This window comes from Pseudomonas sp. 2995-1 (assembly GCF_002742505.1).
Classification (GTDB): domain Bacteria; phylum Pseudomonadota; class Gammaproteobacteria; order Pseudomonadales; family Pseudomonadaceae; genus Aquipseudomonas; species Aquipseudomonas sivasensis.
Window position 1 is genome coordinate 232631 of the sequence record NZ_LJSA01000490.1, and the last position, 26864, is coordinate 259494.

Annotated in this window: 25 protein-coding genes; 17 read left to right on the forward strand and 8 right to left on the reverse strand. The window is 60.5% G+C overall.

The features are described from left to right. Positions 1-77: 77 nt before the first annotated feature. From cobO to AOA61_RS25740, 13 genes are all read left to right on the forward strand, one after another. The gene (gene cobO, locus AOA61_RS25680) at positions 78-689 is read left to right on the forward strand and encodes a cob(I)yrinic acid a,c-diamide adenosyltransferase (protein WP_027603802.1); all 612 of its coding nucleotides are present in this window, start codon (positions 78-80) and stop codon (positions 687-689) included. Next, on the forward strand, positions 686-1993 hold the full coding sequence (locus AOA61_RS25685) for a cobyrinate a,c-diamide synthase (protein ID WP_032887791.1): 1308 nt from the start codon (positions 686-688) through the stop codon (positions 1991-1993). The genes cobO and AOA61_RS25685 overlap by 4 nt, the downstream gene beginning before the upstream one ends. Beyond that, positions 1990-2640, forward strand: coding sequence for a 5,6-dimethylbenzimidazole synthase (bluB, locus tag AOA61_RS25690; RefSeq protein WP_099603000.1), 651 nt, complete (start codon positions 1990-1992; stop codon positions 2638-2640). The genes AOA61_RS25685 and bluB overlap by 4 nt, the downstream gene beginning before the upstream one ends. Beyond that, positions 2637-3545: an adenosylcobinamide-phosphate synthase CbiB gene (gene cbiB, locus AOA61_RS25695; RefSeq protein WP_099603001.1), complete on the forward strand. Its 909-nt coding sequence runs from the start codon at positions 2637-2639 to the stop codon at positions 3543-3545. Before bluB ends, cbiB begins: the two co-directional genes overlap by 4 nt. Next, entirely contained in the window at positions 3538-4527 is a 990-nt protein-coding gene (cobD, locus tag AOA61_RS25700; protein ID WP_032887797.1) for a threonine-phosphate decarboxylase CobD, read from the forward strand. Before cbiB ends, cobD begins: the two co-directional genes overlap by 8 nt. Further along, the gene (locus AOA61_RS25705; RefSeq protein ID WP_099603002.1) at positions 4524-5975 is read left to right on the forward strand and encodes a cobyric acid synthase; all 1452 of its coding nucleotides are present in this window, start codon (positions 4524-4526) and stop codon (positions 5973-5975) included. The genes cobD and AOA61_RS25705 overlap by 4 nt, the downstream gene beginning before the upstream one ends. Positions 5976-6132: 157 nt before the next feature. Beyond that, positions 6133-6654 carry a bifunctional adenosylcobinamide kinase/adenosylcobinamide-phosphate guanylyltransferase gene (cobU, locus tag AOA61_RS25710; protein WP_099603003.1) on the forward strand — a complete coding sequence of 174 codons (522 nt, stop codon included), beginning with the start codon at positions 6133-6135 and terminating at the stop codon, positions 6652-6654. Continuing rightward, the gene (gene cobT / locus AOA61_RS25715) at positions 6651-7706 is read left to right on the forward strand and encodes a nicotinate-nucleotide--dimethylbenzimidazole phosphoribosyltransferase (RefSeq protein ID WP_099603004.1); all 1056 of its coding nucleotides are present in this window, start codon (positions 6651-6653) and stop codon (positions 7704-7706) included. The genes cobU and cobT overlap by 4 nt, the downstream gene beginning before the upstream one ends. Beyond that, complete coding sequence (gene cobC, locus AOA61_RS25720) at positions 7703-8278, forward strand: alpha-ribazole phosphatase family protein (RefSeq protein ID WP_099603005.1); 576 nt, start codon at positions 7703-7705, stop codon at positions 8276-8278. Before cobT ends, cobC begins: the two co-directional genes overlap by 4 nt. A gap of 2 nt (positions 8279-8280) precedes the next feature. After that, positions 8281-9009, forward strand: a complete 729-nt coding sequence (locus AOA61_RS25725) for an adenosylcobinamide-GDP ribazoletransferase (RefSeq protein WP_099603006.1) — start codon at positions 8281-8283, stop codon at positions 9007-9009. Positions 9010-9051: 42 nt separating this feature from the next. Further along, positions 9052-9456, forward strand: coding sequence for a MarR family winged helix-turn-helix transcriptional regulator (locus AOA61_RS25730; protein ID WP_032887810.1), 405 nt, complete (start codon positions 9052-9054; stop codon positions 9454-9456). A gap of 63 nt (positions 9457-9519) precedes the next feature. Next, positions 9520-10719, forward strand: coding sequence for an MFS transporter (locus AOA61_RS25735; RefSeq protein ID WP_163033221.1), 1200 nt, complete (start codon positions 9520-9522; stop codon positions 10717-10719). 151 nt (positions 10720-10870) lie between these two features. Then, a complete protein-coding gene (locus tag AOA61_RS25740) occupies positions 10871-11422 on the forward strand; it encodes a glutathione peroxidase (protein WP_099603007.1) in 552 nt (183 codons plus the stop codon). A 65-nt stretch (positions 11423-11487) separates the two neighbouring features. Here AOA61_RS25740 and AOA61_RS25745 read toward each other — a convergent pair whose 3' ends face one another. The 4 genes from AOA61_RS25745 to AOA61_RS25765 form a co-directional block, all read right to left on the reverse strand. Then, positions 11488-12765 (reverse strand): OmpP1/FadL family transporter, encoded by a 1278-nt coding sequence (locus AOA61_RS25745; RefSeq protein ID WP_032887816.1) that lies wholly within the window; start codon positions 12763-12765, stop codon positions 11488-11490. 146 nt (positions 12766-12911) lie between these two features. Further along, entirely contained in the window at positions 12912-13394 is a 483-nt protein-coding gene (locus AOA61_RS25750; RefSeq protein WP_032887818.1) for a hypothetical protein, read from the reverse strand. A gap of 281 nt (positions 13395-13675) precedes the next feature. After that, positions 13676-13900, reverse strand: coding sequence for a hypothetical protein (locus AOA61_RS25755; protein WP_003175353.1), 225 nt, complete (start codon positions 13898-13900; stop codon positions 13676-13678). Between the two features lie 444 nt (positions 13901-14344). After that, positions 14345-14650 (reverse strand): hypothetical protein, encoded by a 306-nt coding sequence (locus tag AOA61_RS25765; RefSeq protein ID WP_099603008.1) that lies wholly within the window; start codon positions 14648-14650, stop codon positions 14345-14347. A gap of 456 nt (positions 14651-15106) precedes the next feature. On the opposite strand from AOA61_RS25765, the gene AOA61_RS25770 reads away from it, so the two are divergent. Both AOA61_RS25770 and rmuC read left to right on the forward strand, forming a co-directional pair. Beyond that, positions 15107-15430: a hypothetical protein gene (locus AOA61_RS25770; protein ID WP_032887821.1), complete on the forward strand. Its 324-nt coding sequence runs from the start codon at positions 15107-15109 to the stop codon at positions 15428-15430. A 175-nt stretch (positions 15431-15605) separates the two neighbouring features. Further along, a complete protein-coding gene (gene rmuC / locus AOA61_RS25775) occupies positions 15606-16970 on the forward strand; it encodes a DNA recombination protein RmuC (RefSeq protein WP_177434284.1) in 1365 nt (454 codons plus the stop codon). A 36-nt stretch (positions 16971-17006) separates the two neighbouring features. Here the strand turns inward: rmuC and AOA61_RS25780 are convergent, their stop codons facing one another. The 3 genes from AOA61_RS25780 to AOA61_RS25790 form a co-directional block, all read right to left on the reverse strand. Next, positions 17007-20477, reverse strand: coding sequence for a PAS domain-containing hybrid sensor histidine kinase/response regulator (locus tag AOA61_RS25780; protein WP_099603009.1), 3471 nt, complete (start codon positions 20475-20477; stop codon positions 17007-17009). A gap of 120 nt (positions 20478-20597) precedes the next feature. Then, positions 20598-20981: a YbaN family protein gene (locus AOA61_RS25785; RefSeq protein WP_032887826.1), complete on the reverse strand. Its 384-nt coding sequence runs from the start codon at positions 20979-20981 to the stop codon at positions 20598-20600. 20 nt (positions 20982-21001) lie between these two features. Further along, positions 21002-21589 (reverse strand): YecA family protein, encoded by a 588-nt coding sequence (locus AOA61_RS25790; RefSeq protein WP_032887828.1) that lies wholly within the window; start codon positions 21587-21589, stop codon positions 21002-21004. A 279-nt stretch (positions 21590-21868) separates the two neighbouring features. Here AOA61_RS25790 and recQ point away from each other — a divergent pair, with 279 nt between their 5' ends. Next, positions 21869-23995 carry a DNA helicase RecQ gene (gene recQ / locus AOA61_RS25795; RefSeq protein ID WP_099603010.1) on the forward strand — a complete coding sequence of 709 codons (2127 nt, stop codon included), beginning with the start codon at positions 21869-21871 and terminating at the stop codon, positions 23993-23995. Between the two features lie 121 nt (positions 23996-24116). Next, positions 24117-24551 carry a MarR family transcriptional regulator gene (locus AOA61_RS25800; protein WP_032887832.1) on the forward strand — a complete coding sequence of 145 codons (435 nt, stop codon included), beginning with the start codon at positions 24117-24119 and terminating at the stop codon, positions 24549-24551. 101 nt (positions 24552-24652) lie between these two features. Here AOA61_RS25800 and AOA61_RS25805 read toward each other — a convergent pair whose 3' ends face one another. After that, positions 24653-26842, reverse strand: a complete 2190-nt coding sequence (locus AOA61_RS25805) for a patatin-like phospholipase family protein (protein ID WP_032887834.1) — start codon at positions 26840-26842, stop codon at positions 24653-24655. Between the last annotated feature and the right edge of the window lie 22 nt (positions 26843-26864).

The following is a 26864-nucleotide window of genomic DNA, read 5'->3' on the forward strand; positions in this document are numbered from 1 at the left end:
ACGGTGGGCGATGCTTGGCTGTCTGTTTTTTCTTTTTCCTGCCCGCCGTTTTTGTCCAGCCCCAACGGAGAGCTGCCATGACCGATACCCCCGACCGCGACGAACGCCACCTGGCGCGCATGCTGCGCAAAAAAGCCGTGATCGACGAGCGCATCGCCAACTCCCCTAACGAATGCGGCTTGCTGCTGGTACTCACCGGCAACGGCAAAGGCAAGAGCAGCTCAGCGTTTGGCATGCTCGCTCGCGCCATGGGCCATGGGATGCAATGCGGTGTGGTGCAGTTCATCAAGGGGCGTAACAGCACTGGCGAAGAGTTGTTCTTCCGCCGCTTCCCCGAGCAAGTGCGTTTCCACGTCATGGGCGAAGGCTTTACCTGGGAAACCCAGGACCGCCAGCGCGATATCGCCGCCGCCGAGGCAGCCTGGGCGGTATCCCGCGAACTGCTGCAAGACCCAACCATCGGCCTGGTGGTGCTGGACGAGCTGAACATAGCCCTCAAGCACGGCTACCTCGACCTGGACCAAGTGCTCAGCGACCTGCAAGCCCGCCCGCCGATGCAACACGTGGTGGTCACTGGCCGTGGCGCTAAGCCGGAGCTGATCGAGATGGGCGACACCGTCACCGAAATGGGCATGCTCAAACACGCATTCCAGGCCGGTATCAAGGCACAGAAGGGCGTCGAACTTTGAATCAGCCCCGTCATTGCCCGGCCGTATTGATCGCCGCACCGGCGTCCGGCCAAGGCAAAACTACTGTCACCGCCGCCCTGGCCCGTTTGCACCGCAATCTGGGACGTAGGGTGCGCGTGTTCAAATGCGGTCCGGACTTTCTGGACCCGATGATCCACGAACGCGCCAGCGGTGCGCCGGTGTATCAATTGGATATGTGGATGGTGGGCGAGCAGGAAAGTCGCCGCCTGCTGTGGGAAGCGGCGGGGGAGGCCGACCTGATCCTGATCGAAGGCGTGATGGGTCTGTTCGACGGCACGCCCTCCAGTGCCGACCTGGCGCGGCACTTCGGCGTGCCGGTGCTGGGCGTGATTGATGGCACCGCCATGGCCCAAACCTTTGGTGCTCTGGCGCTGGGCCTTGCGCGCTACCAGCCGGATCTGCCGTTCGCGGGCGTGTTGGCCAACCGCGTCGGCACGTTGCGTCATGCGCAATTGCTCGAAGGTAGCCTCACTGAAGGCCTGCGCTGGTACGGCGCGCTGTCCCGCGAGACGGGAATCGAGCTGCCGAGCCGTCATCTGGGCCTGGTGCAAGCCAGCGAACTGAATGACCTCGATGCACGCCTGGACGCCGCCGCCCAAGCCTTGGGCAGCAGTTGCGAAGTCGCTTTACCGCCGCCCGTGACCTTCGCCGCGCCTGAAGTGATCGAAGCTGAGCCGTTGTTGGCCGGTGTCCGCATTGCCGTGGCCCGCGACGAAGCCTTCGCCTTCACCTACGGCGCCAGTCTTGACCTGTTGCGGGCGATGGGCGCTGAGCTGACATTTTTCTCCCCGATCCACGATCGCGAATTACCTGACGCCGACAGTCTGTATCTGCCTGGCGGCTACCCGGAACTGCACCACCAGGCGTTGTCGGAAAATACCCCGATGCTCGACGCCATCCGTGCTCACCATGCGGCGGGTAAGCCGTTGCTCGCTGAGTGTGGCGGCATGCTCTACCTGCTGAACTCCCTCACCGACGTCGACGGCAACCGCGCCGAATTGCTCGGCCTGTTGCAGGGTGATGCAGTGATGCAAAAGAAACTGGCGGCCCTGGCGCTGCAAAGCGTCGAATTGCCGGAAGGCGTACTGCGCGGCCATACCTATCACCACTCCCTGACCAGCACAGAATGGCAACCGATTGCCCGTGGTCTGAGCCCCAATGGTGGGCGCGGGGCCGAAGCGGTCTACCGACAGGGGCGGATGACGGCCTCTTACGTGCACTTCTACTTTCCGTCGAATCCGGCTGCTGTGGCCGCATTGTTTTTACCCACGATAGCGCCATGACTGACAACGCCTTCCCCCAGGCCGACCGCGATGCCGTCTACCGCGCCATCGCCGAACGCCGCGACATGCGCCACTTCAGCGGTGGCACTGTCGCCCCTGAATTGCTCCACCGCCTGCTTCAGGCCGCGCATCAGGCGCCGAGTGTCGGCCTCATGCAGCCCTGGCGTTTTATCCGCATCAGCGACCGCCACCTGCGCGGGCAGATCCAGCAACTGGTGGAAGAAGAGCGCGTGCGCACAGCCGAGGCCCTTGGCGAGCGCACCGATGAGTTCATGAGGCTTAAGGTCGAAGGCATCAATGACTGTGCCGAAGTACTGGTGGCGGCATTGATGGATGATCGCGAGCGCCATATTTTCGGCCGGCGCACCTTGCCGGAGATGGACATGGCCTCGCTGTCCTGCGCGATCCAGAATCTGTGGCTGGCCGCTCGCGTGGAAGGCCTTGGCATGGGCTGGGTCTCGTTGTTTGAGCCCCAGGCCCTGGCCGATTTGCTGGGCCTGCCGCCCGGCGCAAAACCTCTGGCTGTGTTGTGCCTGGGGCCGGTCGTCGAGTTCTATCCGGCACCGATGTTGCAGCTCGAAGGCTGGACCGAACCGCGTCCGCTGAGTGACATGTTGTATGAGAATACGTGGGGAGTAAGTCAATGAGTGTGGCCTTGCTGTGTGTCGCTGCAGTGGCGTTGGATGCGCTACTGGGCGAGCCCAGGCGCTGGCATCCGCTGGTGGCGTTCGGCAATTTTGCCGGGCGCATCGAGCAACGTTTCAACAGTGGCGGCCGTGGCTGGCGCAGTCACGGCGTGACGGCGTGGTTTATCGCCGTGGTGCCGCTGACGCTGCTGGCCACCGCGTTGTCGTGGGCGCCTTATATCGGCTGGGTGTTGGAAATTCTGGCGTTGTACTGCGCCCTCGGTATGCGCAGCCTCGGCGAGCATGTGATGCCGGTGGCCCAGGCGTTGCGCAGCGATGACCTGGATGAAGCCCGCACGCGGGTGAGTTACCTGGTGAGCCGCCAGACCAGCGAGCTGGATCGCACCGAAGTCGCCCGCGCTGCCACCGAATCGGTATTGGAAAACGGCAGCGATGCGATATTCGCCGCGCTGTTCTGGTTCGTGGTCGCTGGCGTACCGGGCGTGGTGCTCTACCGATTGAGCAACACCCTTGATGCCATGTGGGGCTATCGCAACGAACGCTTCGAGCGCTTCGGCTGGGCCGCAGCGAAAATCGACGACGTGCTCAACTACATTCCGGCACGCCTGGTGGCCTTGACCTACGCCGCGCTCGGCAAAACCCGCCTGGCCCTCAAATGCTGGCGCACCCAGGGCCCGACCTGGGACAGCCCCAACGCCGGGCCGGTGATGGCTGCCGGCGCAGGCGCCTTGGGTGTTGAATTGGGTGGTGCTGCGATTTATCACGGCGAAGTGCACCAGCGTCCGCCATTGGGCGAAGGCCCGGCGGCGGATGCCGACTCCATCGACCGAGGCTGGCAACTGGTGCAGCGCGGCGTATGGTTGTGGCTGCTGATCCTATGTGTGGGGGCGCAATTCTATGCTTGAACACGGTGGCCGACTGCGTAAAGCATCCATTCAATACGGGATTGCCGAGGCCGACTGGCTTGACCTGTCCAGCGGTCTCGCGCCTTGGCCCTGGCCGATCCCGCCGATCCCGCTGCGTGCCTGGGCACGATTGCCAGAGACCGACGACGGCTTGGAACAGGCTGCCAGCGAGTACTACGGGGCCGCGCATTTATTGCCGGTGCCCGGTTCCCAGGCGGCGATCCAGTTGCTGCCGCGCCTGCGCCGATCCGGCAAAGTCGGCGTGCTGTCGCCTTGCTATGCCGAGCATGCCGAAGCCTGGCGCCGCGCCGGGTATGTAGTGCGCGAGGTGCAGGAACAGGAAGTCGACTTCTTCCTCGATAGCCTCGACGTTTTGGTGGTGGTCAATCCCAACAATCCTACAGGCCAGAGCCTGACTCCCCAGCGCCTGCTGGACTGGCACACACGGCTGGCCCAGCGCGGCGGCTGGCTGGTGGTGGACGAAGCGTTTATGGACGTGACGCCGGAGTTGAGTTTGGCAGGCCAGGCTCATCAGGTCGGTCTGATTGTGTTGCGCTCGTTCGGCAAGTTCTTCGGCCTGGCCGGCGTGCGTCTGGGGTTTGTGCTGGCCGAACGCAAGTTGCTCAAGTTGCTCGCTGAACAGGTCGGGCCTTGGGCCGTCAGCGGACCGACACGCGTGTTGGGGCAAGTGTGCCTGCGCGACACTGCCGGGCATACCCGTCAGCGGGCGCGTTGCGTCGAGGCTGGCGAGCGATTGTTCACGCTGCTTGAGCGCCACGGATTTCAGCCTCAGGGCGGCTGCGCGTTGTTCCAATGGCTGATCACCCCGCACGCCGAACGCATGCACGAATTCATGGCCCAGCGCGGCATCCTGCTGCGCCTGTTCGTCCACGACAGCAGCCTGCGCTTCGGCCTGCCCGACACCGAGGCCGATTGGTTGCGACTCGACGCCGCACTGGCCGCCTATAAGGATGCTTCATGAGTACGCTGATGGTGCAAGGCACCACGTCCGACGCCGGCAAAAGTACGCTGGTGACCGCGCTGTGCCGCTGGCTGGTACGCCAAGGCGTCGCAGTGGTGCCGTTCAAGCCGCAGAACATGGCGCTCAACAGTGCCGTGACGGCCGAAGGCGGCGAGATCGGCCGCGCCCAGGCGGTGCAGGCCCAGGCAGCTAATCTGGCGCCTCACACCGACATGAACCCGGTGCTGCTCAAACCCAACAGCGACACCGGTTCCCAAGTGATCATCCACGGCCGCGCCGTGACCACCATGAACGCCGTGGCCTATCACGACTACAAAGCCATCGCCATGCAGGCAGTGCTGGCCTCCCACGCACGGTTGAGCGAAGCCTATCCGGTGGTGATGGTGGAAGGCGCAGGCTCCCCGGCGGAGATCAACCTGCGCGCCAATGACATTGCCAACATGGGCTTCGCCGAAGCCGTCGACTGCCCAGTGCTGCTGATCGCCGACATCAATCGCGGCGGTGTATTTGCCCATCTGGTCGGCACCTTGGAATTGCTTTCGCCCACCGAACAAGAGCGGGTCAAGGGCTTCGTCATCAACCGTTTTCGCGGCGATATCGCGCTGTTGCAACCCGGTTTGGATTGGCTGCAAGCACGCACTGGCAAACCGGTGGTGGGGGTTTTGCCCTACGTGATGGATTTGCACTTGGAGGCTGAAGACGGCATCGACCAGCGTCAGATCGACAAGGCGGCGCAGGTGCTCAAGGTGGTGGTGCCGGTATTGCCGCGCATCAGCAATCACACGGATTTTGACCCACTGCGCCTGCATCCTCAGGTGGATTTGCAGTTTGTCGGTCCGGGCCAGTCGATTCCTGCCGCCGACCTGATCATCCTGCCGGGCTCGAAAAGCGTGCGCAGTGATTTGGCGTATCTGCGTGCCAATGGCTGGGATACCGCCGTAGCGCGGCATTTGCGGTATGGCGGCAAGGTGCTGGGGATTTGCGGCGGGTTGCAGATGCTGGGCGAGCAGGTGCATGACCCATTGGGGCTGGAAGGAGCGGCGGGTTCCAGTGACGGCTTGGGGTTGTTGGCGTTCAGCACGACTTTGGAAGAAGAGAAGCAACTGCGCAATGTGCGGGGGCGGTTGTTGCTGGAGGATGCTGAGGTCAGCGGGTACGAGATTCATGCGGGTGTGACGTGTGGCGCTGCCCTGTCGAACGCCGCCGTGCTGCTGGAGGACGGTCGCAGTGACGGCGCGCAAAGTGCTGACGGGCAGATTCTCGGCACGTATCTGCATGGCTTGTTCGAGACCCCGGCGGCCTGCAGTGCGTTGCTGCGTTGGGCCGGGTTGCAGGATGTGCAGGAGGTGGACTACTACGCCCTGCGCGAGCGCGATATCGAACGCCTGGCCGATCTGGTGGAGAACCATTTGGACACCGATTTGTTGCGCAAACTGTGTGGGATTTAATGGTGTACACACGGTTCAAAGGTGGGAGGGGGCTTTCGGTGTACATATCCATTCCTGCGTTCGGCCAGCGTGGTTTACGGGGCGACTTCAGATCAAAAGCAGGATCAAAAACGACTCGCTTCGCATCGTGGATGGGTGAATGGGTAGGGGGTGTCTCATGCTTCAACTGATTTTAGGCGGCGCTCGTTCCGGTAAAAGCCGCCTGGCCGAAAAGCTCGCCAGCGACAGCGCTTTGCCCGTCATCTATATCGCCACCAGTCAGCCGCTTGACGGCGAGATGAATGCCCGCGTTGCCTCGCATCGCGAGCGTCGCCCTGATCATTGGGGTTTGATCGAAGAGCCTGTCGAGCTGGCGCGTGTGCTACGCGAAAACGCCGGCCCCGGTCGCTGCTTGCTGGTGGATTGCCTGACCCTGTGGCTGACCAATCTGCTGATGCTCGAAGACGCAGAGCGCTTGGCGTTTGAGCGCGATCAATTGCTGGAAACCCTGGCCACGCTGCCGGGGGAAATCATTTTTGTCAGCAACGAGACCGGAATGGGTGTCGTGCCGCTGGGCGAATTGACTCGCCGCTATGTGGATGAAGCCGGTTGGCTGCATCAAGCTTTGGCCGAGCGGTGTCAGCGTGTTGTCCTGACGGTTGCCGGCCTGCCCCTGACTTTGAAAGGTATTGCGTTATGACTGACACCTGGTGGCTCAACCCTTGTAAGGCGATTGACGCCTCGGCGTACGAACAGGCCCTGGCGCGCCAGCAGCAATTGACCAAGCCGACCGGTTCCCTCGGTCAGTTGGAAGCGCTGGCCGTGCAATTGGCTGGCTTGCAGGGCCAGGTCAAACCGTCGGTTGATCACGTGTGGATTGCGATTTTTGCCGGGGATCACGGCGTGGTTGCCGAAGGTGTGTCGGCGTATCCCCAGGAAGTGACCGGGCAGATGCTGCATAACTTTGTCACCGGTGGTGCGGCCATCAGCGTACTGGCGCGGCAATTGGATGGGCAGTTGGAGGTGGTCGACCTCGGTACGGTGAACCCGTCGCTGAGCCTGCCGGGCGTGCGTCACCTGAATATCGGTGCGGGCACCGCCAACTTCGTCAAGGGCCCGGCAATGACCGTGGCTCAGGGGCAATTGGCATTGCAAGCGGGTCGCGACAGCGTGCTGCGTGCCCGTGAAAGCGGTGCGCAGTTGTTTATCGGTGGCGAAATGGGCATCGGCAACACCACCGCTGCCAGTGCGTTGGCGTGCGCGTTGCTCGATTGCCACGTCAGCGATCTGACCGGCCCGGGTACAGGGTTGAACGCTGAAGGGGTGAGCCACAAGGTTGCCGTGATCGAACGCGCATTGGCGTTGCATGGCGGGCAGCGTGGTGACGCACTGCACACCCTGTTCAACCTGGGCGGCTTTGAGATTGCTGCGTTGGTGGGAGCTTATCTGGCGTGCGCCCAAGAAGGCGTGGTGGTGCTGGTGGATGGGTTTATCTGCACGGTCGCCGCACTGGTGGCCACGCGTCTGAATCCGGACTGCCGCGATTGGCTGTTGTTCGGCCATCGGGGCGCTGAACCGGGTCATCGTCATGTGCTGCAAAGCCTTGATGCACAACCGTTGCTCGAACTCGGCTTGCGCCTGGGCGAAGGCAGCGGTGCCGCGTTGGCGGTACCGTTGTTGCGCCTGGCGTGTGCGCTGCACGGGCAGATGGCGACCTTTGCTGAAGCGGCCGTGGCAGACCGTCCGGCATGATTTTGCACCTGGACCTGCTGCGCCACGGCGAAACCGAGCTGGGCGGCGGCCTGCGTGGCAGCCTGGATGACGCCTTGACCGCCAAAGGCTGGGAGCAGATGCGCGCCGCCGTCATAGCGCAGGGGCCTTGGGACCGGCTCATCAGTTCGCCGCTGCAACGCTGCGCGCGCTTCGCTGATGAGTTGGCGGCGCGGCTGAAGGTGCCGGTGAGCTTGGAAAAGGACCTGCAAGAGCTGCACTTCGGCGCTTGGGAAGGACAGAGCGCGGCGGCGTTGATGGAAACCGACGCCGAAGGCTTGGGCCTGTTCTGGGCCGATCCCTATAGCTTCACGCCACCTAAGGGTGAGCCGGTCAGGGAATTTTCCGAACGTGTTTTGAGCGCCGTCTCACGCTTGCATCAGGCCTATGCTGGTGAGCGCGTGCTGTTAGTCAGTCATGGCGGGGTGATGCGTTTGCTATTGGCCCAGGCCCGAGGCTTGCCCCGCGAGCAGTTGCTGAATGTCGAAGTCGGCCATGGTGGGCTGTTCAGCTTGCAGGTCGCTGCCGATGGCGTGTTGAAGGAAGGAATCTGACGATGCTGCCGTTCTGGATCGCCCTGCAATTTCTCAGCAGCCTGCCGATTCGCTTGCCGGGCATGCCGCAGCCGCAGGAGTTGGGGCGCTCTTTGCTGTTTTATCCGGTAGTCGGGCTGCTGTTCGGTTTGCTGTTGTGGGGTTTGAATACGGCGCTGATGGGGGCGCCATTGTTGCTGCATGCCGCGCTGCTGCTGACGGCCTGGGTGCTGCTCAGTGGCGGGTTGCACTTGGATGGCCTGGCGGATAGCGCGGACGCCTGGCTCGGTGGTTTTGGCGACCGTGAGCGCACCCTGAGCATCATGAAAGACCCCCGCAGCGGACCGATTGCGGTGGTCACCCTGGGCTTGGTGTTGCTGCTCAAGTTCAGTGCATTGGTGGCCTTGATTGAGCAACACAACGGCGCTGCGCTTATTTTGGCACCGCTGATCGGGCGGGCCTCGATGCTGGCATTGTTTCTGACCACTCGTTATGTGCGTGCTGGCGGATTGGGTCAGGCATTGTCGGATCATTTACCTCGGCTCGTCGGCCAACAGGTGCTGATCCTCAGTGGTCTGGCCTGCATTCTTATCGGGGGGGTCAGTGGTGGGGTCGCGGTGCTGCTCGCGGCGATCTGCTTCATTGGTCTGCGCCAGTTGATGGTCAATCGCCTCGGCGGCACCACCGGCGACACCGCTGGGGCCTTGTTGGAGCTGCTGGAAGTCGCTGTATTGGTCGGTCTGGCGCTGTAACACTTTCTTGCATTTCAATAATCGCGGGTATATACACGTTCCATGCTTGCCTCCCAATGTTTATGCACCAACCTGCGACGCGCCGCCCGTGGCGTCAGCAGGCACTACGACGGCGCCCTCGACGGCTTCGGGATCAACGTTGCCCAGTATTCTTTGCTGTGTAACCTGCAGCGCCTTGATCAGCCGAGCATTTCCAGCCTGGCGGACGCCATGGGGCTGGACCGCAGCACCTTGGGGCGCAATCTCCGGGTGTTGGAGTGCGAAGGATTGGTCCAGTTGGTCGAGGGCAATGACCTGCGAAATCGCCTGGTGCTGCTGACCGAGGCGGGTGCAGAACGGCTGGCTGCGGCCTTGCCAGCCTGGGAAGCAGCGCAACAGAAATTGATCGATCAACTCGGCGCGGATAAACGCGAAACCTTGTTGGCCTTGCTGGATGAGCTCGCCTGAAGGCGAGCTTGTTCGAACATAAGCGGGTATATACCCGCGAGCGGAGAATAAGAAATGACCTCGATGTGGCGCACCAGTGGTTGGATCCTAGTGGGGAGTGCGCTGATCCTGGCGTTGTCATTGGGGGTGCGGCACGGTTTCGGCCTGTTCCTTGCGCCAATGAGCAGTGAATTCGGCTGGGGTCGAGGCACGTTCGCCTTGGCGATTGCGCTGCAGAATCTGATCTGGGGCCTGGCGCAGCCATTTGCGGGGGCGGTGGCCGACCGATTCGGCGCGACCAAAGTGGTATTTGTAGGCGGCGTGCTCTACGCCGTGGGCCTCGTGTTGATGGGCCTGTCCGATTCCGCGTGGTCGCTTTCGCTGAGTGCCGGTCTGCTGATTGGTATCGGCCTCTCTGGAACCTCGTTTTCGGTGATTCTTGGGGTCGTCGGCCGTGCCGTGGCGCCGGAAAAACGCAGCATGGCCATGGGTATTGCCAGCGCCGCAGGTTCATTCGGCCAGTTCGCTATGGTGCCCGGCACCTTAGGCTTGATCAGTTGGCTGGGCTGGTCCGCAGCACTGCTTGCGTTGGGCCTGATGGTGGCGTTGATCTTGCCGCTGGTCAGCATGCTCAAGGATCAGCCGCTGCCGGTACTGGCCGGGCAGCAGACCTTGCGCGAGGCATTGCACGAAGCCTGCGGACACTCCGGATTCTGGCTGCTGGCCTTTGGCTTTTTCGTCTGTGGTTTCCAGGTGGTGTTTATCGGTGTGCACCTGCCGGCCTACCTGGTGGATCAGCACTTGCCGGCCACCACAGGCACCACCGTGCTGGCATTGATTGGCCTGTTCAATATCGTCGGTACCTACACCGCCGGTTGGCTGGGTGGGCGTATGTCCAAGCCGCGTCTGCTGACCGGGTTGTACCTGTTGCGAGCGGTGGTGATTGTGCTGTTCCTTTGGGCGCCGGTGACCCAACTCAGCGCCTACCTGTTCGGCATGGCGATGGGCTTGCTGTGGTTGTCCACGGTGCCGCTGACCAACGGCACCGTAGCCACCTTGTTTGGCGTGCGAAATCTTTCGATGCTCGGTGGGATTGTGTTCTTGTTCCATCAGATTGGTTCGTTCCTCGGCGGTTGGTTGGGCGGGGTGGTCTATGATCGAACCGGCAACTACGATTTGATCTGGCAAGGTGCCATTGTGTTGAGCCTGCTCGCAGCCGCCCTCAATTGGCCGGTACGCGAGCGGCCGGTGGCGCGTCTACAGGCGCAAATGGAGGCGGCATGAGCCTGAAAGCACAGGGTTTATTGATTATTGCGGGGCTCATCCTGCTGGTGCTGGCATGGTGGGGCTGGCAGCGCGGCGGGCTGGCATTGATGCAACTGGGTATGTCGATCTGTTAAGTTCGATCCCTGAACTCTTGAAAGGACGTTTCGACATGCAGATGCGCTGGCTGGCTGTACCTGTGCTGATGGCGGCTTTTGGCGGTGTGGCGTTGGCTGCTGATTGCCCACCTTTGCTTGAAGGCCAATTGCCCAAACTGCGCGCCAAGGAATCCATCGACCTGTGCCATCGCTTTGCCGGCAAGCCTTTGGTTATCGTCAACACCGCGAGCTTTTGCGGATTCGCCCCGCAGTTCAAAGGCCTCGAAGCCTTGTATCAACGCTACAAGGATCAAGGGCTGGAAGTGATCGGCGTGCCGTCCGATGACTTCAAGCAGGAAGCCAAGACCGGCGAGGAGACCGCCAAGGTCTGCTACGTGAACTACGGCGTGACCTTCACCATGACCGAGCCGCAGAAGGTCAAGGGCCCTGATGCAGTGAATCTGTTCAAGGTGTTGGCACAGCAGAGCAACGCGCCGAAGTGGAATTTCTACAAGTACGTGGTGGATCGCCAGGGTAAGGTGATCGCCGATTTTTCCAGCCTGACCAAGCCGGACAGCCCGGAACTGATCAAGGCGGTGGAGCAGGCGATAGCGTCTAAACCCTGATCCGCGCCCAATGAAAAGCCCCGCCTCCTTTGCAGGAGAGCGGGGCTTTTTTACACCTGCCTGAATCAGAAGGTGTAGGTCATGCCCAGGCCGAAACCGTTGGCACTGTTTTCGTACTTGGCGCGATAGCTCGACGGCGCCGCAGTGTTATTGACCTTGACGTCTTCTTCCTTGAGGTAGGAATAAGCCAGGTCTACCGTCATGTTATCCATCACTTTGTAGCCCAAGCCAACACTGAAGATCGTACGGTCGCCAGTAGGAATGCGCGGCGAACGGTCGGTGTTGTTGGTTGGCGACTGGTCGAAGGTCAGGCCGGTACGCAGTACGACCTGTTTGGTCAACTGGTACGAAGTACCCACGGCGTACGCCCAGGTGTCATGCCAGTTTTGTTCTTCAGTAATGTTGCTGATTCGGCTCGGGGCCAGGATGCCGCCGTTTGTACCGGTCACGCCTTCGTTGTTAACAGTGATTTCTTTCAGGCGGCTCCAGCGGGTCCAGGTTGCACCGCCGTACAGTTTCCAGGCATCGGTCAGGTCTTGAGTGACCGACAGATCGTAGGATTCTGGCGTTTCAATTTTCAACGATGCGTCGTAGCGGTTGTTACGCAGGAACCCTTGGGTCGCTGCCGGGCCGCTGACGGTCGTGTGACCCTCAAGCTTGTACTTCACTTTGGAGTGGTAGGTCAGGCCGACTCGGGTGGTATCGGTGGCTTGTACCAGTACGCCGACATTGAAGCCCAGCGCGGTATCGTCGCCCTTGATTTTGACATTGGTATCGGAGAATGCAGGGGACAAGGTCTTGTCCGATTCCAGCACGCCGGAAATCCGGTTGATCGTTGGACCAAAGCCGATCGACACACGATCGTTGAACGCGTAGCTGACAGTTGGCTGGAAGGTCATGACCTTCACTTCACTCTTGCTGCCGAAACCACGGCCCTGGAAGCCGTTTTCATAGTCGGTCACCAGGCCGAACGGTGCATACACACCGAAGCCGATGGCCCACTGATCGTCAAGTTTGTTGGTGTAGAAACCGAATGGCACGGCGGTGAACGGTACCATGTCACCTTTGTTCGAGCCGCTGGAGGCGCCGCCCGTGTCCTTGATGTTGGACGAAGCATCAATGGCAGCAACACCGCCCGTGATCTGCTGGCCATTCAGGCGAGCCATACCGGCAGGGTTACCGTAAACAGTGCTTGCATCATCGGCAGAAGAGGAGCGACCTGCGAAACCCGTACCCATCCCGCTCACGCTTTGTTCGTTCAGTGCAAAGCCGCTTGCGAACAGTTGGGAGGATGCCATGGCAACGGCGAGGCTAAGTGTGGTCTTGAGCATTACTTTTTTCATTATTAGAACTCCGTGGTGATCACCGCTGCGGAAAGTACCAATAAAATTAACATCGCGCTATAGGCTGTAATGTCGGAGATAGAGCGTTTTTGTAGGACAATCCGACCAAAATTCAGCGTTTTTGGCGAATCTTGCAAATTGCCCGGTCAGCAGGCCACGTGATTCATGGGTGAAACACAGGTTTGCCAGGTTTGGGTGAAATCTCGCAGCCTTCCTTGCGGATGAAATATTTCTTTCCAGATACGTGCCATCGCTAAAACGTCACCGGATGGAGGCAGGGCAGGGCTGTGTTGTTCCACCAGAAGCCATGCGATGGCGGTGGCGTAACGCAGGTTTACGGTGAGCTCCAATTGTGGGGCGCTGAGAAAGGCGTGTTGGCTGGCCAGCCCGCGCACCAGACTGGCACGCTCGGGGTCGAGTGCCAGGTAGGTGTCCCACAGGGCGCGATGACGGGGTTCGGTGATGCTGTACAGGCCGTGACCGCGTCGATCGTGCAAGGCGGAACCCAATTCCGACTGGCTGGCCGCGATACCCAGGAGCAGAGACTCTGCCGTTGGGCTCTGTCGGTCGAGGTACATCAGCGTCGGCCGGATTACATAACGACACAATTCACTGGCAGCGATACCCATACAAGCCTCAATCCGTGAAAGTGGTCGACGAGACCTGAGAAGGAGGGGGCTTGGCAGCAGTGGATCGGATCTCAGGCTCGCCGGAAGCGGATCACGCCGCTTGAGTTGAAGTGTAGTGTCATATTCGCGATGTAAAGGCCTGTTTTTAAAACATCTTATTCAACCAGTTATAATGTTTATATCGATTTGAACTTAGTAAAACTTCGCAATTCAGGAATCGCAGGCAATAAAAAACCCTGTGTTTTAAACAGGGTTTTTTGTGTTTCAGCGACTCGGGTCGATCAGGCAACCAGTGCCTGACGGGTACGCTCGATCACGGCCTGCAGCGGTTCTGCGCTGGAGTATTGATCGGGGTACAGGCGTTCGCTGTGACGAGCGATGCCGTGTTCGTTGACCAGTGTGAAGCTGAAGCAGCCTTTGCGAGCGGCCATGATCAGGCAGTTCATTGGGGCAAAAGCATTAGTGAGGGTGCGAATGGCATCCTGAGTATGGATTTGAGCGTTCATATTATTGGTGTTCCTACAAATGACACGGATTAAGAGCCGTGCAACGTTAAAACGTTCCAGTAACGTTGATCACCATTGATCAAACGAAGAACCTGACTGGAACAAAGCAGCCAGTTTGAAGCGCTAATAAGTTAGGCGCGCTTGGGCTGGCAGGTAGGTACTTAGGAGGGCAGGCAGCACAACAGGGGCAAAGGTTCTGTGCCCAGGGTGAAGATCCTGATCAATTTGCAGGTTGGTTCGGTCAGAGTATGGAAACTTTGCGACACCCTTTGCTTGTTCAAAGGCAATGTCGTCGCAAGTGATACCTGGAAACCTTCGAGGTGGTCGATCCCGTGTTGTTCAGGGGAGTTGTTCGACCAGAATTGACTTTCAGCTTGGTACTAACGCCGCGGATAGTAACGGAATGAAACAGGTAATGGAAGTGTGTTACCAAAAAAACTTCAATCAGCCAGCCAGTAGGCTGCGGTAGACCAGTACGGTGATAGCTGCGGCCATCGAACAGCCCAGCCCATAGGCGGCTAAGGTCAGGCGCAGTGATTGGCCGGTCTCAATGACCTTCATCACATCGCGCATATCGTTGATGCGGCCATCGCCGAGCTCGATGCACAGGCTTATGGCCGTGAAAGCGGCCGACAGCAAGATAGCGATGGCGAACAGCGCGCCATCTGGCGATGGCAGCGCGGCATTAATCCACAATGAGATGGCGCAGATGGCCAGTAACAGCACAGCGAATAACAGAATTCCTTTCATCGACCTAGTCCGCATTGCGTTGCCCGTCGGGCAGTGTGGAGAGCCGGTAAAGATTTGAAAAGTCCCCAATTGGCTTCGCGGTAACGTTTTTGAAGGCAGTCGCTCCAAAAAAAGCCGGGGATATAACCATCGGATCGGTACTTGTGCACATTGGTTGCGGCAGGTGTAACCAGGCTGTCCATCGCATCGCAGCCTCGCCATTTGCCTGTAATGGAAATTTAAGTCAATGAAAAATCTGGCTTTTTTTTATTGGTGAAAAAATCGTCAGTTTGACTGCGAGCCCCGCTCCATGGGCCTTTGCGCGAGTTTAAGGTAGGTTGTCCACTGAGTTATCCACAGCTTCTGTGGATTGTCCCAAGCGCTTGCTCTAGCACGGGCGTGCACGGTTTTTTGAGCTTTACCTGTACGAAAAAAAGAGTAGAGTGGCGCGCCTTCCGTTCTGTCCCACAGTGCTTTATGAAGTTTCGCTCAGTATCACCTTCTGTTACCGACACCCTACAGACTGTTACCGCACCCAAGCGCTTCTCATTGAAAGTGGCCCTGTGGTTGCTCGACAGCCCGCGCCTGGGACACAGCAGCAACGTCAAACACTTCGCCGGACGCTTGCTCAAGCAGCCGGCTCGTGAAGGCGTCGTCGCCGCACAAAGCCGCCTGGGCCAATTGATGTGCCGTGAATGCGGCAATGCCCGCGACCGCCGTATCGGTCACGACCTGCTGCGCATGGCCGCCCGTGCCGGTGACCTGCGCGCCCAACGCGAACTGGGCCAGGTCGAAGACTGAGCTGTCTTCCCGCCCTATGCTTGGTTAACCTTGCTCCTTTTCGGTGATGGCAGAAATGGCTATGGCTTTTGACTGGACCAGTATTGCCCTGGGCCTTGCAGGCGCTGCAGTGCCGTTGTTGGCCGTGTGCTGGCAGCTCCAGCGGCGGTTGACCGCGCGCACCACTGGCTGGGAATTGCTTGAAGAGCGCCTGGCCACTGCGCAACTGGCCCAGGAAGGCCTCGCCGCGCAACTGGATGCCAGCCGCGATGAAATCAGCGACCTGAGCCAGGCCAACGCCGCCAAGCAGGCCGACCTCGCCGCTGTGCGCCGTGAAGTCGAACTACTGCAGATCGACCGTGACAACGCCCGCGACGCCGCCCACGCCTGGAACCTCGACCGCAGTGCAAAAGACACCGAATTACGGCGCCTCGACGCCCTGGCGGCCGGCTTGCGCGCCGAACTGCGTGAGCAACAGGACAGCCATCAACAGCGTCTGACTGACCTGCAAGGCTCGCGAGATGAGCTGCGCGCGCAGTTCGCCGAATTGGCCGGCAAGATCTTCGACGAGCGTGAACAGCGCTTTGCTGAAACCAGCCAGGAACGCCTGGGACAGTTGCTCGATCCGTTGAAGGAACGCATACAGTCCTTCGAAAAGCGTGTGGAAGAGAGCTATCAGAACGAGGCGCGTGAGCGTTTTTCCCTGGCCAAGGAGCTTGAGCGCTTACAGCAACTGAACCTGCGTCTGTCAGACGAAGCCACCAACCTGACCCGCGCCCTCAAGGGCCAGAAAACCCAGGGCAACTGGGGCGAACTGATCCTTGAGCGCGTGCTGGAACATGCGGGACTGGAGAAGGGGCGCGAGTACCAGACCCAGGTCAGCCTCAAAGGGCCGGACGGCGAACGCTTTCAGCCGGATGTGCTGATCATGTTGCCTGGCGACAAGCAGGTGGTGGTGGATTCCAAGGTCAGCCTGACGGCGTATCAACAGTACGTTGCGGCTGATGATGAAGTGATTGGCCAAGCGGCGCTGAAACAGCACGTGCTGTCGCTGCGCAATCACGTCAAAGGCTTGGCCGGCAAGGACTATAAGCGCCTGGAAGGCCTGCACAGCCTGGATTTCGTCTTGCTGTTCGTGCCGATCGAAGCGGCGTTTTCCGCTGCGTTGCAGGCCGAGCCGAATCTGTTTCAAGAGGCCTTCGACCGCCATATCGTGATCGTCAGCCCTACGACCTTGCTTGCGACACTGCGGGTGATCGACAGCCTTTGGAAGCAGGAACGCCAAAGCCAGAACGCCCGGGAAATCGCCGAGCGCGCTGGTTGGCTGTATGACAAGTTTGTGCTGTTTATCCAAGACTTGGACGAAGTGGGCAACCGTCTTCAGCAGTTGGATAAGGCCTACAGCGCCGCGCGAAACAAGCTGACAGATGGACGCGGAAATCTGGTCAGCCGCACCGAGCAATTAAGGCTGCTGGGTGCTCGCGCGAGCAAAAGCCTGCCGGCGGATTTGCTGGAGCGGGCGATGACCGATTCAGACGGCGTCGCACACCTTCCCGAATAAACGCAGCGCTAAATGTGGGGAGGGGGCGCATCCGGTTTATAGAGGTAAGTGTCGACTCAGCAACGCCCGCAACGCCGCCGGCTTCACCGGCTTGGCCAGATAGTCCAAGCCAGCCGCATGCACCTCGGCAACCATCTCCGGACGGCCGTCGGCACTGATGACCACACCGGGAATAGGCTCCGCCAACTGCGCGCGCAGCCAACCCATCAATTCAGTGCCGGTTTCTCCATGATCCAAGTGGTAATCCACCAGCGCCAGTTGCGGCCGCACCCCTTCGGCTAACAACGCCGCGCACTGCGCCTGGTTGGTGGCGGTCCACACTTCGCACCCCCAGCGCGTCAGCAGGCTGCGCATGCCGATCAGGATGCTTTCTTCGTTATCCACGCACAGCACTTGCGCGCCGCTCAATGGCTGGCCGTTATCCGCTGTCGGCTTGGGCTGCGGGCTGGCCTGGTTGCGCGCCAGTGGCACGCGCACGCTGAACACGCTGCCTTTGCCCGGCCACGAGCGCACGCTCAGACGATGGCCCAGCACCCGGCACAGGCCGTCGGCAATCGCGAGGCCCAGGCCCAGGCCTTTCTCGGCGCGGGTCTGATGGCTGTCCAGGCGCTTGAACTCTTCGAAGATCACCTTCTGTTTATCCTGCGGAATACCGGGGCCTCTGTCCCACACCTCCAGGCACAACTCGCCCTTGCGCCGGCGTACGCCAAGCAGCACCGGGCCGTCGGCATAACGGAAAGCGTTGGTCAGGAAATTCTGCAGGATTCGTCGCAGCAGCTTGATGTCGCTGTCGACCCGCAGGCGACTACCGCGCAGGCGGAAGCGCAAACCTTGCTCCTGGGCCAGTGCCTTGAATTCCGCGCCCAGAGTGTCGAACAGCTCGTTGAGCACAAAGGGCTGGCGTTGCGGATTGATTTTGCCGTTTTCCAGGCGCGAGATATCCAGCAGGTCGCTGATCAGGTCTTCGGCGGAGCGCAGCGAACTGTCCAAGTGCTGCACCAGTTGCCTGGCTTCGCTGGACAGGCCGTCGTTCTGGTGGGAGAGGGCGGCTGAGAACAGGCGGGCGGCGTTCAATGGTTGCATCAGGTCATGACTGACGGCTGCGAGAAAGCGTGTCTTCGACTGGCTGGCGGATTCGGCCACGCCTTTGGCATCGGTGAGCGCCACATTGAGCTGCGACAGTTCATGGGTACGTTCGGTCACCCGCTGCTCAAGGCCTTCGTTCGCTTCGGTGAGCGCCTGCTCGGCTTCGCGGAACGCGGTGATGTCAGTGAAGCTCATGACAAATCCACCACCGGGCATCGGGTTGCCAATCAGCTCAATCACCCGTCCATTCGGGAACAAACGCTCGGAGGTGTGCGCGCGGCCCTGGCGCATCCAGTGCAGGCGTCGCGCCACATGCACTTCGGCTTCGCCCGGGCCACAAAGGCCGCGCTCGGCGTTGTAGCGGATGATGTCGGCGATTGGCCGGCCGACGCTGATCAGCCCGTCGGGGTAGTTGAACAGTTCCAGGTAGCGTCGATTCCAGGCCACCAGCTTGAGCGACTGGTCGACGACGCTGATGCCTTGGGTAATGTTTTCGATAGCACCTTGCAGCAGCGCGCGGTTGAACTGCAGCACTTCCGACGCTTCATCGGCGATGCGTACTACGTCCTCCAGCTGCATTTCCCGCCCTTCAATCGCAGCTTTTACCACCGCACGCGTCGAAGAGGCGCCGAGCACACCGGCCAACAGGCGTTCGGTGTGGGCGATCCAGTCGTTATCGGCATTCTGATTGGGGTTGAAGCCTTTGCCCTGGCGGTAGGCAAAGCGAATAAAGCTCTGCTGGGCACGTTCTTCACCAACAAAACGTGCCGCCAGGCTGAGGAGGTCGCTGATCTGTACCGACAGCATTGAGCGGGCGTTGGCGCGCTGGCTGATTTCCTGGCCGATAAAACGCCCGGCTTGCCAGTGCTCCGACACCCGCGTGCGCGACAGCATCGACACCCACACAAACAGCGTGAAGTTACCCGCCAGGGAGAACACCGTGCCCAGGGTCAGCGACGTGACGGATAAACCCAACGGGTGGGAATGCATCCACGTCAGCCCAGGGAAAAGGCTGAGGGACCAGCCCAGGCTTTTCGCCGTTACGGGTAGGACCAAGGTGTAGAACCACAGGAATGTGCCCGCCGCCAAGCCGGCAAACACACCGCGGCGGTTCGCCTGCTTCCAATACAGCGCGCCAAGCATGGCCGGGGCGAGCTGGGTCACGGCGGCAAAAGCGATCTGCCCGATAGTTGCCAGGCTTGCCGTAGAGCCCAGCAAGCGGTAGCTCACGTAAGCCAACAGCAAAATGATCACAATGCTGACCCGGCGCACGGAGAGCATCCAGTGGCGGAACACCTCGAACGGGCGCTCTGCGCTGGAACGGCGCAACAGCCACGGCAGCAACATGTCGTTGGAGACCATGGTCGACAGGGCGATGCTCGCCACAATCACCATGCCGGTGGCCGCTGAGGCGCCGCCGATAAATGCCAGCACCGCCAACGCCGGATGGGCTTCGGCCATGGGCAGGCTGATCACGTAGGAGTCCGGCAATACGGAGCCGGGCAGCAGCATCTTGCCGCCGAGAGCGATGGGGATGACGAACAGAGCGGCGAGGATCAGGTAGGCGGGGAATACCCACTTGGCTACGCGCAGGTCCTGCGGGTCGATGTTCTCTACCACCGTCACATGAAACTGTCGGGGCAAGCAGATGATCGCCATCATCGCTACGCCGGTCTGCACCACCATTGACGGCCAGTTGACGGTCTCCTTCCAGTATTCCTCCAAGCGTGGCGCGAGCATTGCCTGGCTGAACAGGTCGCCGAAACCGTCGTAAAGGCCGTAGGTCACAAACGCGCCCACTGCGAGAAAAGCGAACAGCTTGACCAGGGATTCAAACGCAATCGCCAGCACCATGCCACGGTGGTGTTCCGTGGCGTCGAGGTTGCGCGTACCAAACACAATGGTGAACAGCGCCAGCACCAAGGACACGATCAGTGCCGTGTCCTGGGCCCGCGTGCCGGTGGTATCGGCGCCCGCGCCGATCAGCAGGTTCACCCCCAGCACGATGCCTTTGAGTTGCAGGGCGATATAGGGCAGCACGCCCACCAGGCAGATCAGCGCGACCACCACTGCCAGGGACTGGGATTTGCCATAGCGCGCGGCAATGAAGTCTGCGATGGAGGTGATGTTTTCCTGCTTGCTGATCAGAATCATCTTCTGCAGCACCCAGGGTGCCAACACAAGCAACAGCACCGGTCCCAGGTAGATCGGTAAAAACGCCCACAACTGTTCGGCGGCTTGGCCTACGGCGCCGAAGAACGTCCAACTGGTGCAATACACCGCCAGAGACAGGCTGTACACCCAGGCGCGCACGCGCGGCGGCAATGGCGCGCGACGGCGGTCACCGTAGAAGGCAATGGCAAACATAATGGCCATATAGGCCAGGGCAACGGCTGCAATCAGCCCGCTGGACAGCGTCATGGTAACTCCGAGCATAGAAACACCCGGGTATTCCTGCCCCGGTTGGACAGTCTCGCATGATGGCTGAGGTTAGTCAGTGTCGACCAAGGTCGTGTGGGATCTAATGTCGCAGGGCGGCACTTAGCGCGGTGGCAGGGTTTTCTGGCGCAGGATGTAGATCGTGACGAGTACCGCACTGGTCAGCATGAACCCGCGTGCCCACGGCAGCGGCACCAAGTAGCACGAGAGGCCGATGCTCAGCCACATCAAGCCAATGGCGTAGACCTTACCCTTGAGTGGGATGCCATTGCCGTCCAGATAATCGCGAATCCAGGGGCCCAGGCGCGGATGTTCCACCAGCCACTGGTAGAAACGCGGGGAGCTTCGAGCGAAGCAGGCGGCGGCGAGCAGGAGGAAGGGCGTGGTCGGCAATACCGGTAGGAAAATGCCGATTACCCCCAGCGCTACGCTTAACCAGCCTATGGCCAGCAGCACGTAACGCAGGAGGAGTGAGCGATTGCCCATGGGTGTCACGGGCAAGGGACTCAGTGGTGACGAGGCTTGAGGATCGCCGGTTTTTCGTCAGGAGCGTTGCACAGCAGGTACAGGGCTGTCAGGGCTTCCGGGATCTGTACGATCATGTCGTCCATCAGGTTGGCGTCGGCGGCGATGTCGGAAAACTCAGCTTCTTCTTCAAACAGCCCTGAACCGACCATGATCGGCAGCAGCATTTCGCTGACTTCTTCCTCGGCAGTTTCGAACCAGGCAGCTTCACGCAGGAACACGCCTTCCATGAAACCGATGCACCAGCCGCGCAGGTCGGAGTCGTCCGGATCTTCGCCCAGGTCCAGCTCGCATGGCAGTTCGAATTCCTCATCGGAGGCCAGTTGGCGAGCGATGTGGGCCTTGAGGGCCAGCAGGGTGGATTCGATTTCTTCGCGCTGGGCGTCGTCTGCGTAATGAGGCTCTTCAGCGAATAGCGCGTCAATCCATTCACGGTCGGGAACGACATCGGAGCAGATCGAAAGGGCGGTCAGGTAGCCGTGGGCGGCCACATAGTCCAGCGCCTCGTCATGCAGCTCATCGGCGTCGAGGAAGGCTTGCAGGCGGGTTAGTTGCTCAGCGAAGGACATTGAAGGACTACCTTGGGAATAAACGATGCTGAATTCTAGGCGTTCTTGCGCGCCCAAGCCAGTCGGCATGCAGATTTGCCCGGTTTTAGAGACGGGCTGCAATTCGTCAGCGGCGCCCTTTGCCGGATGGTGCTCGGGTATACTGCCGCGTTTTGTGATGCCCCAGCAGGCCAAGCGCCAGGTCGAGAAAACTCCACTTACGGATTATTTTCCGTGAGGTCGGATTTTTTCGACCAGCCTGTATAGAGGGATTTCGGCACTATTTTGTTGGAGTTATACATGCTCGATCAGGCTCAACGCGTCCTCAAGGACATCTTCGGCTACGACAGCTTTCGTGGCCGCCAGGGTGCGATCATTGAGCGCGTGGCCAAAGGCGGTGACGCCCTGGTACTGATGCCTACCGGCGGCGGCAAGTCGTTGTGTTTCCAGGTGCCTGCATTGTTGCGCAACGGGCTGGCCGTGGTGGTGTCGCCGTTGATTGCATTGATGGACGACCAAGTGGCGACCCTGGAAGAACTTGGTGTCGCCGCCGCCGCCTTGAATTCCACCCTCAGTGCCGAGCAGCAGCGTGACCTAGCCGCACGCATCAAGCGCGGTGAAGTGAAAATGCTCTACCTGGCCCCCGAACGCCTGGTGCAGCCGCGCATGCTGGCGTTTTTGCAGAGCCTGGAAATTGCCCTGTTCGCCATCGACGAAGCTCACTGTGTATCCCAATGGGGGCACGATTTCCGCCGCGAATATTTGCAGTTGGGTCAACTGGCGGAGCTGTTCCCGGACGTTCCGCGCATCGCCCTGACCGCCACCGCCGACAAGCGCACCCGCGAAGAAATCGTCGAGCGCCTGCACCTGCAGAACGCCGAGCGTTTCCTGTCGAGTTTCGACCGACCGAATATTTTCTACCGCATCGTGCCCAAGGAGCAGCCGCGCAAGCAGTTGCTCGCGTTCCTCTCTGAACGGCACAGCGACGCTGGCATCGTCTATTGCCTGTCGCGCAAGAAGGTCGATGAGGTGGCCGCGTTCCTCTGCGAGCAAGGCTACCCGGCGCTGCCGTACCACGCCGGTCTACCTAATGAAACGCGCTCCGCTCACCAGAAACGCTTCCTCAACGAGGAAGGCCTGATCATGGTGGCGACCATCGCGTTCGGCATGGGCATCGACAAATCCAACGTGCGTTTTGTCGCCCATATGGACCTGCCAAAATCCCTTGAGGCGTACTACCAGGAGACCGGGCGTGCTGGTCGTGATGGTTTGCCGGCGGATGCGTGGATGGTCTACGGCCTGCAGGACGTGGTGATGCTCAAGCAGATGCTGCAGAACTCCGAAGGCGATGAACGGCACAAGCGCTTGGAGCAGCACAAACTCGACGCCATGCTCTCGTTGTGTGAAGAGACTCGCTGCCGTCGTCAGACCTTGCTGGCGTATTTCGACGAAGACATGCCGGAGCCTTGCGGCCATTGTGATAACTGCATTGATGGCGTGCAGACCTGGGACGCTACCGAGCCCGCACGCCAGGCGTTGTCGACCATCTACCGCACCGGTCAGCGTTACGGTGTGGGCCATCTGGTGGATGTGTTGCTGGGTAAGGACAACGAAAAAGTCCGCAGCTTCGGTCACGAAAAACTCTCGGTCTACGGCGTCGGTAAAGCCCGCGCTGAGGGCGAGTGGCGTTCGCTGTTCCGCCAGATGGTCGCGCGCGGCCTGGTGGATATCGACATTGAAGGCTACGGCGGCCTGCGTCTGAATGACAGTTGCCGCCCGCTGCTCAAGGGCGAGGTCAGCCTGGAACTGCGTCGCGACCTCAAACCGCAAACCACTGCCAAGACCAGCACCAGCCAGGCCAGCCAGCTCGTGCGAGGCGAGGAGCGCGAGCAGTGGGAAGCCTTGCGCACCCTGCGGCGCAAATTGGCACAGGAACACAGTGTGCCGCCTTACGTTATTTTTCCCGACTCCACCTTGCTGGAGATGCTGCGCGAGCAGCCCACCACCATGGCCGAGATGGCGCGGGTCAGCGGCGTCGGTGCACGCAAACTGGAGCGCTATGGCCAGGCGTTCCTCGAAGTGCTCGGCGGCCAGGCCGAAGCACCGAAGGAAATCGCCGACATTCGGCACGAGCTGATCAGCCTGGCGCGCGCTGGCATGACGCCGATCCAGATCGCGGGCCAACTGCAATGCTCGGAGAAAAACGTCTACACCCTGCTTGCTGAATCCATCGGCAAGCAGCAGTTGTCCCTGGAGCAGGCCCTTGATTTGCCGGAAGATTTGCTCGGTGAAATCCAGGATGCATTTCTCGACGGAGAAGGCGAACTACCACCAGTAGCCGAGATTGCGCCACTGTTCACAGGACGTGTTCCAGAGGGTGTTTTGTACTGCGTGCGGGCCGCTTTGCAGTCTGAATTCGAAATTTAGTGTGCCAATTACGACAATGTAACGATTCAGTTCATAGCAACTCTTGCCTAGTGGCATGGCTCATGCTTAGCTGGCTAATAATTAGCCACACTTTATTTTCAGTCTAACCCATGAGTTTTTTATGCCGTTAACCGATCAACACCGATTTGGCATGCAGCTGGCGCAAATGTCCCGAGGTTGGCGCGCCGAGCTAGACCGCCGTTTGGCGGGGCTGGGCTTGTCCCAGGCGCGCTGGCTGGTGCTGCTGCACTTGGCCCGTTTTGAAGAAGCTCCCACTCAGCGTGAGCTGGCGCAAAGCGTTGGCGTAGAAGGGCCGACCCTGGCTCGCTTGCTCGACAGTCTCGAAGGCCAGGGCCTGGTGCAACGCCAGGCAGTGGTTGAAGACCGCCGCGCCAAGCGCATTCTGCTGTGTGACACCGCGCGGCCGCTGATCGAACAGATTGAAACCATCGCCACTGAGTTGCGTCACGAGCTGTTCGTGGGCGTGGATGAAGCGGATTTGAGTGTGTGCATGCGCGTGCACGGGCACATCCTGGCGAATCTGGAAAAGTCCTGAACCCAAGTGCAGTGAAGATCAACGTGTGTGGGGCTAATTGTGGTGAGCGGGGCAAACCCGTTCACCACAATTAGCCGCTCCAACACTGATTCAGCGTTGTCTCAGAACGTCTGCCCCAGGTTCAGGTACACCGCCTTCTGATTATCATCGTTGAACCCGTAGCTGAAATTCAGCGGCCCCAACGGTGTATCAAACCCCAAAAAAATACTCGCAGCGTTGATATAACCGCTGTCGAACTCATTGTCGTTATTCCATGCCCGGCCCCGCTCCAGAGACGCGCCCAGGTACAACGGGAAATCCAACGGTAAGTACGAGCGCGGCGTCAGTCGGCGGTAGTACACCGCGCGCATCAGGCTGATGTTCTGCCCGGAAATCGCATCCTGGCGGAAGCCCGACAACTGTCGTGCACCGCCCAGCAGGAAGCTGGAAATCACCACATCGGAATCATCCAGGGTGCGCCCATACCGGCCGCCCAGCACCAGTGTGTCCGGGCCATGGCTCATGGCCTTGTCCAGCTTGAATTCCCATTGTCGATAGCGCTGGTCCGAACCCAGTCCCGGTTCGAACTCGCGGTAGGCCAGGCCGATGTCCTCACCGGTGTGCGGGAAGTACACGTTATCCAGGGTGTCGAAGGAGTACTTCAGTTCATAGAAACCTTCGCTGAAGCTCACACTCGGCAGGTCGCGGTCGCCAATGCGCACATCCGCCTTGCCCCAGGCCTCGCCGACACCGAAGCGGATCTCGCCGCTGTTGCCGATCTGCCGCCCCACGTTCAGGCCGAAACCATAGCGCTCCAGGCGGTATTCGGAGATGGGGTCGTTGTCCAGAATCAGCTCGACGTTCTGCGCCTGGGCGCTGAGATAGGGCGCGATGAAGTAGCGCGAGCCAGCGTCCATCGGTTGATAGAACTCGCTGTACAACTCCTGCCGATCACCGATCTGCACGCGGGTCAGCCACTCGGCGCCGAGGCGATTGATGCCGTTCATGCGGTAGCTCGCGCCGAGGTTGAAGGCGCTGTCGCCGCGCATATCGTCCGACAGGTTCAAGCCCAGGCGCAGGTAGTCGGTGCCGCTGCGCTTGCCCCGCGCGCTGATCACCAAGGTGTTGTCGTGGCCTTTTTTCACCACGCGGTATTGCACCTGCTCGAAGTAATCCAGGCCGTACAACGTGCCCATGTCGGTTTGCAGACGGCCAAGCTCCAACGGTTCGCCCAACGGTTGGCGGATGTAGTAGCGGATCACGTCGTCGCTGACTTTCGAGTCGTTCTCCAGCTTTATCGCGGTGATCACCGGAGTCCGCTCGCCCGGAGTCCGAGCGGCCACTAATTCGGGGTCGACCGGTTCGGCAGGGCGCAAATGGGCCAGGCGCAGGTCGAGGGCGCGGGTGGCGCGGTACCCGGCGTCGATCATGTCTTTGGCGCGGCCGAAATCGGTCACGCCAAAGGCGGACAGTGGCGGCTGGATCAGTACGTCCTTGGGATTGAGGGCCTTAAGCTGTTCTTCTGAGTTACGCCGGGTCATCAGGGTGATGGACTGGTTGAGCACATCTACCACGGTCGCGAGTTGCTTGCGTGAGCGCAGCGGGGTGCCGATGTCGACCACGATGGCGATGTCCACGCCCATCTCACGCGCCACATCCAATGGGATGTTATCGGTCATGCCTCCATCCACCAGCAGCCGGCCATCCAGTTCCACAGGGGCGAACACCGCCGGGATCGACATACTGGCGCGGATTACCTGGGGCAGGTGGCCCTTGCGGAACACTACTTTTTCGCCGGTGGTGATGTCGGTGGCCACGGCGCGGAAGGGGATCGGCAGCTTGTCGAAATTACGCGTGTCGCTGCTGTGGGCGAACATGCTTTCCAGCAGCAGCGCCAGATTCTGGCCCTGGATCACGCCCAGGGGCAGGCCGAGGCTGCCGTCATCGCGGAAGCTGAGCTTCTGCTTGACCAGGAAATCCCGGTCATCCTGCTTGCGCCGAAACGGCACGTCTTCACGCGGCGGTGCGTCGGATAACGCCTGCTGCCAGTCGATGCTCAGGGCGAGCTTTTCCAGCTCGTCGATCTTGTAGCCCGAGGCGTATAACCCACCAATCACCGCGCCCATGCTGGTGCCGGCAATGGCGTCGATATGGATGCCCTGTTCCTCCAGGGCCTTGAGCACGCCAATGTGCGCCAGGCCGCGGGCGGCACCGCCGGACAGCACCAGGCCGATTTTTGGTCGGGGTGGTTCAACGGCGTCGGCAAGCAAGGGGACGAGGCACAGAAACAGGCAGGACAGCAGGCGGCGCATCAGGAATCTCAGGGCTGGGCGA

Bases quoted from the DNA above. Each gene is read 5' to 3' on its own strand.
- AOA61_RS25755 (WP_003175353.1), bottom strand. From the start codon at position 13,900: ATGAACGCTCAAATCCATACTCAGGATGCCATTCGCACCCTCACTAAT.
- AOA61_RS25730 (WP_032887810.1), top strand. From the start codon at position 9,052: ATGCTTGCCTCCCAATGTTTATGCACCAACCTGCGACGCGCCGCCCGT.
- AOA61_RS25725 (WP_099603006.1), top strand. From the start codon at position 8,281: ATGCTGCCGTTCTGGATCGCCCTGCAATTTCTCAGCAGCCTGCCGATT.
- AOA61_RS25705 (WP_099603002.1), top strand. From the start codon at position 4,524: ATGAGTACGCTGATGGTGCAAGGCACCACGTCCGACGCCGGCAAAAGT.
- AOA61_RS25735 (WP_163033221.1), top strand. From the start codon at position 9,520: ATGTGGCGCACCAGTGGTTGGATCCTAGTGGGGAGTGCGCTGATCCTG.
- AOA61_RS25805 (WP_032887834.1), bottom strand. From the start codon at position 26,842: ATGCGCCGCCTGCTGTCCTGCCTGTTTCTGTGCCTCGTCCCCTTGCTT.
- recQ (WP_099603010.1), top strand. From the start codon at position 21,869: ATGCTCGATCAGGCTCAACGCGTCCTCAAGGACATCTTCGGCTACGAC.
- cobD (WP_032887797.1), top strand. From the start codon at position 3,538: ATGCTTGAACACGGTGGCCGACTGCGTAAAGCATCCATTCAATACGGG.
- AOA61_RS25785 (WP_032887826.1), bottom strand. From the start codon at position 20,981: ATGGGCAATCGCTCACTCCTCCTGCGTTACGTGCTGCTGGCCATAGGC.
- bluB (WP_099603000.1), top strand. From the start codon at position 1,990: ATGACTGACAACGCCTTCCCCCAGGCCGACCGCGATGCCGTCTACCGC.
- AOA61_RS25745 (WP_032887816.1), bottom strand. From the start codon at position 12,765: ATGAAAAAAGTAATGCTCAAGACCACACTTAGCCTCGCCGTTGCCATG.
- cbiB (WP_099603001.1), top strand. From the start codon at position 2,637: ATGAGTGTGGCCTTGCTGTGTGTCGCTGCAGTGGCGTTGGATGCGCTA.
- cobO (WP_027603802.1), top strand. From the start codon at position 78: ATGACCGATACCCCCGACCGCGACGAACGCCACCTGGCGCGCATGCTG.
- cobC (WP_099603005.1), top strand. From the start codon at position 7,703: ATGATTTTGCACCTGGACCTGCTGCGCCACGGCGAAACCGAGCTGGGC.
- AOA61_RS25770 (WP_032887821.1), top strand. From the start codon at position 15,107: ATGAAGTTTCGCTCAGTATCACCTTCTGTTACCGACACCCTACAGACT.
- AOA61_RS25765 (WP_099603008.1), bottom strand. From the start codon at position 14,650: ATGAAAGGAATTCTGTTATTCGCTGTGCTGTTACTGGCCATCTGCGCC.
- AOA61_RS25790 (WP_032887828.1), bottom strand. From the start codon at position 21,589: ATGTCCTTCGCTGAGCAACTAACCCGCCTGCAAGCCTTCCTCGACGCC.
- AOA61_RS25780 (WP_099603009.1), bottom strand. From the start codon at position 20,477: ATGACGCTGTCCAGCGGGCTGATTGCAGCCGTTGCCCTGGCCTATATG.
- cobU (WP_099603003.1), top strand. From the start codon at position 6,133: ATGCTTCAACTGATTTTAGGCGGCGCTCGTTCCGGTAAAAGCCGCCTG.
- AOA61_RS25750 (WP_032887818.1), bottom strand. From the start codon at position 13,394: ATGGGTATCGCTGCCAGTGAATTGTGTCGTTATGTAATCCGGCCGACG.
- AOA61_RS25740 (WP_099603007.1), top strand. From the start codon at position 10,871: ATGCAGATGCGCTGGCTGGCTGTACCTGTGCTGATGGCGGCTTTTGGC.
- AOA61_RS25800 (WP_032887832.1), top strand. From the start codon at position 24,117: ATGCCGTTAACCGATCAACACCGATTTGGCATGCAGCTGGCGCAAATG.
- cobT (WP_099603004.1), top strand. From the start codon at position 6,651: ATGACTGACACCTGGTGGCTCAACCCTTGTAAGGCGATTGACGCCTCG.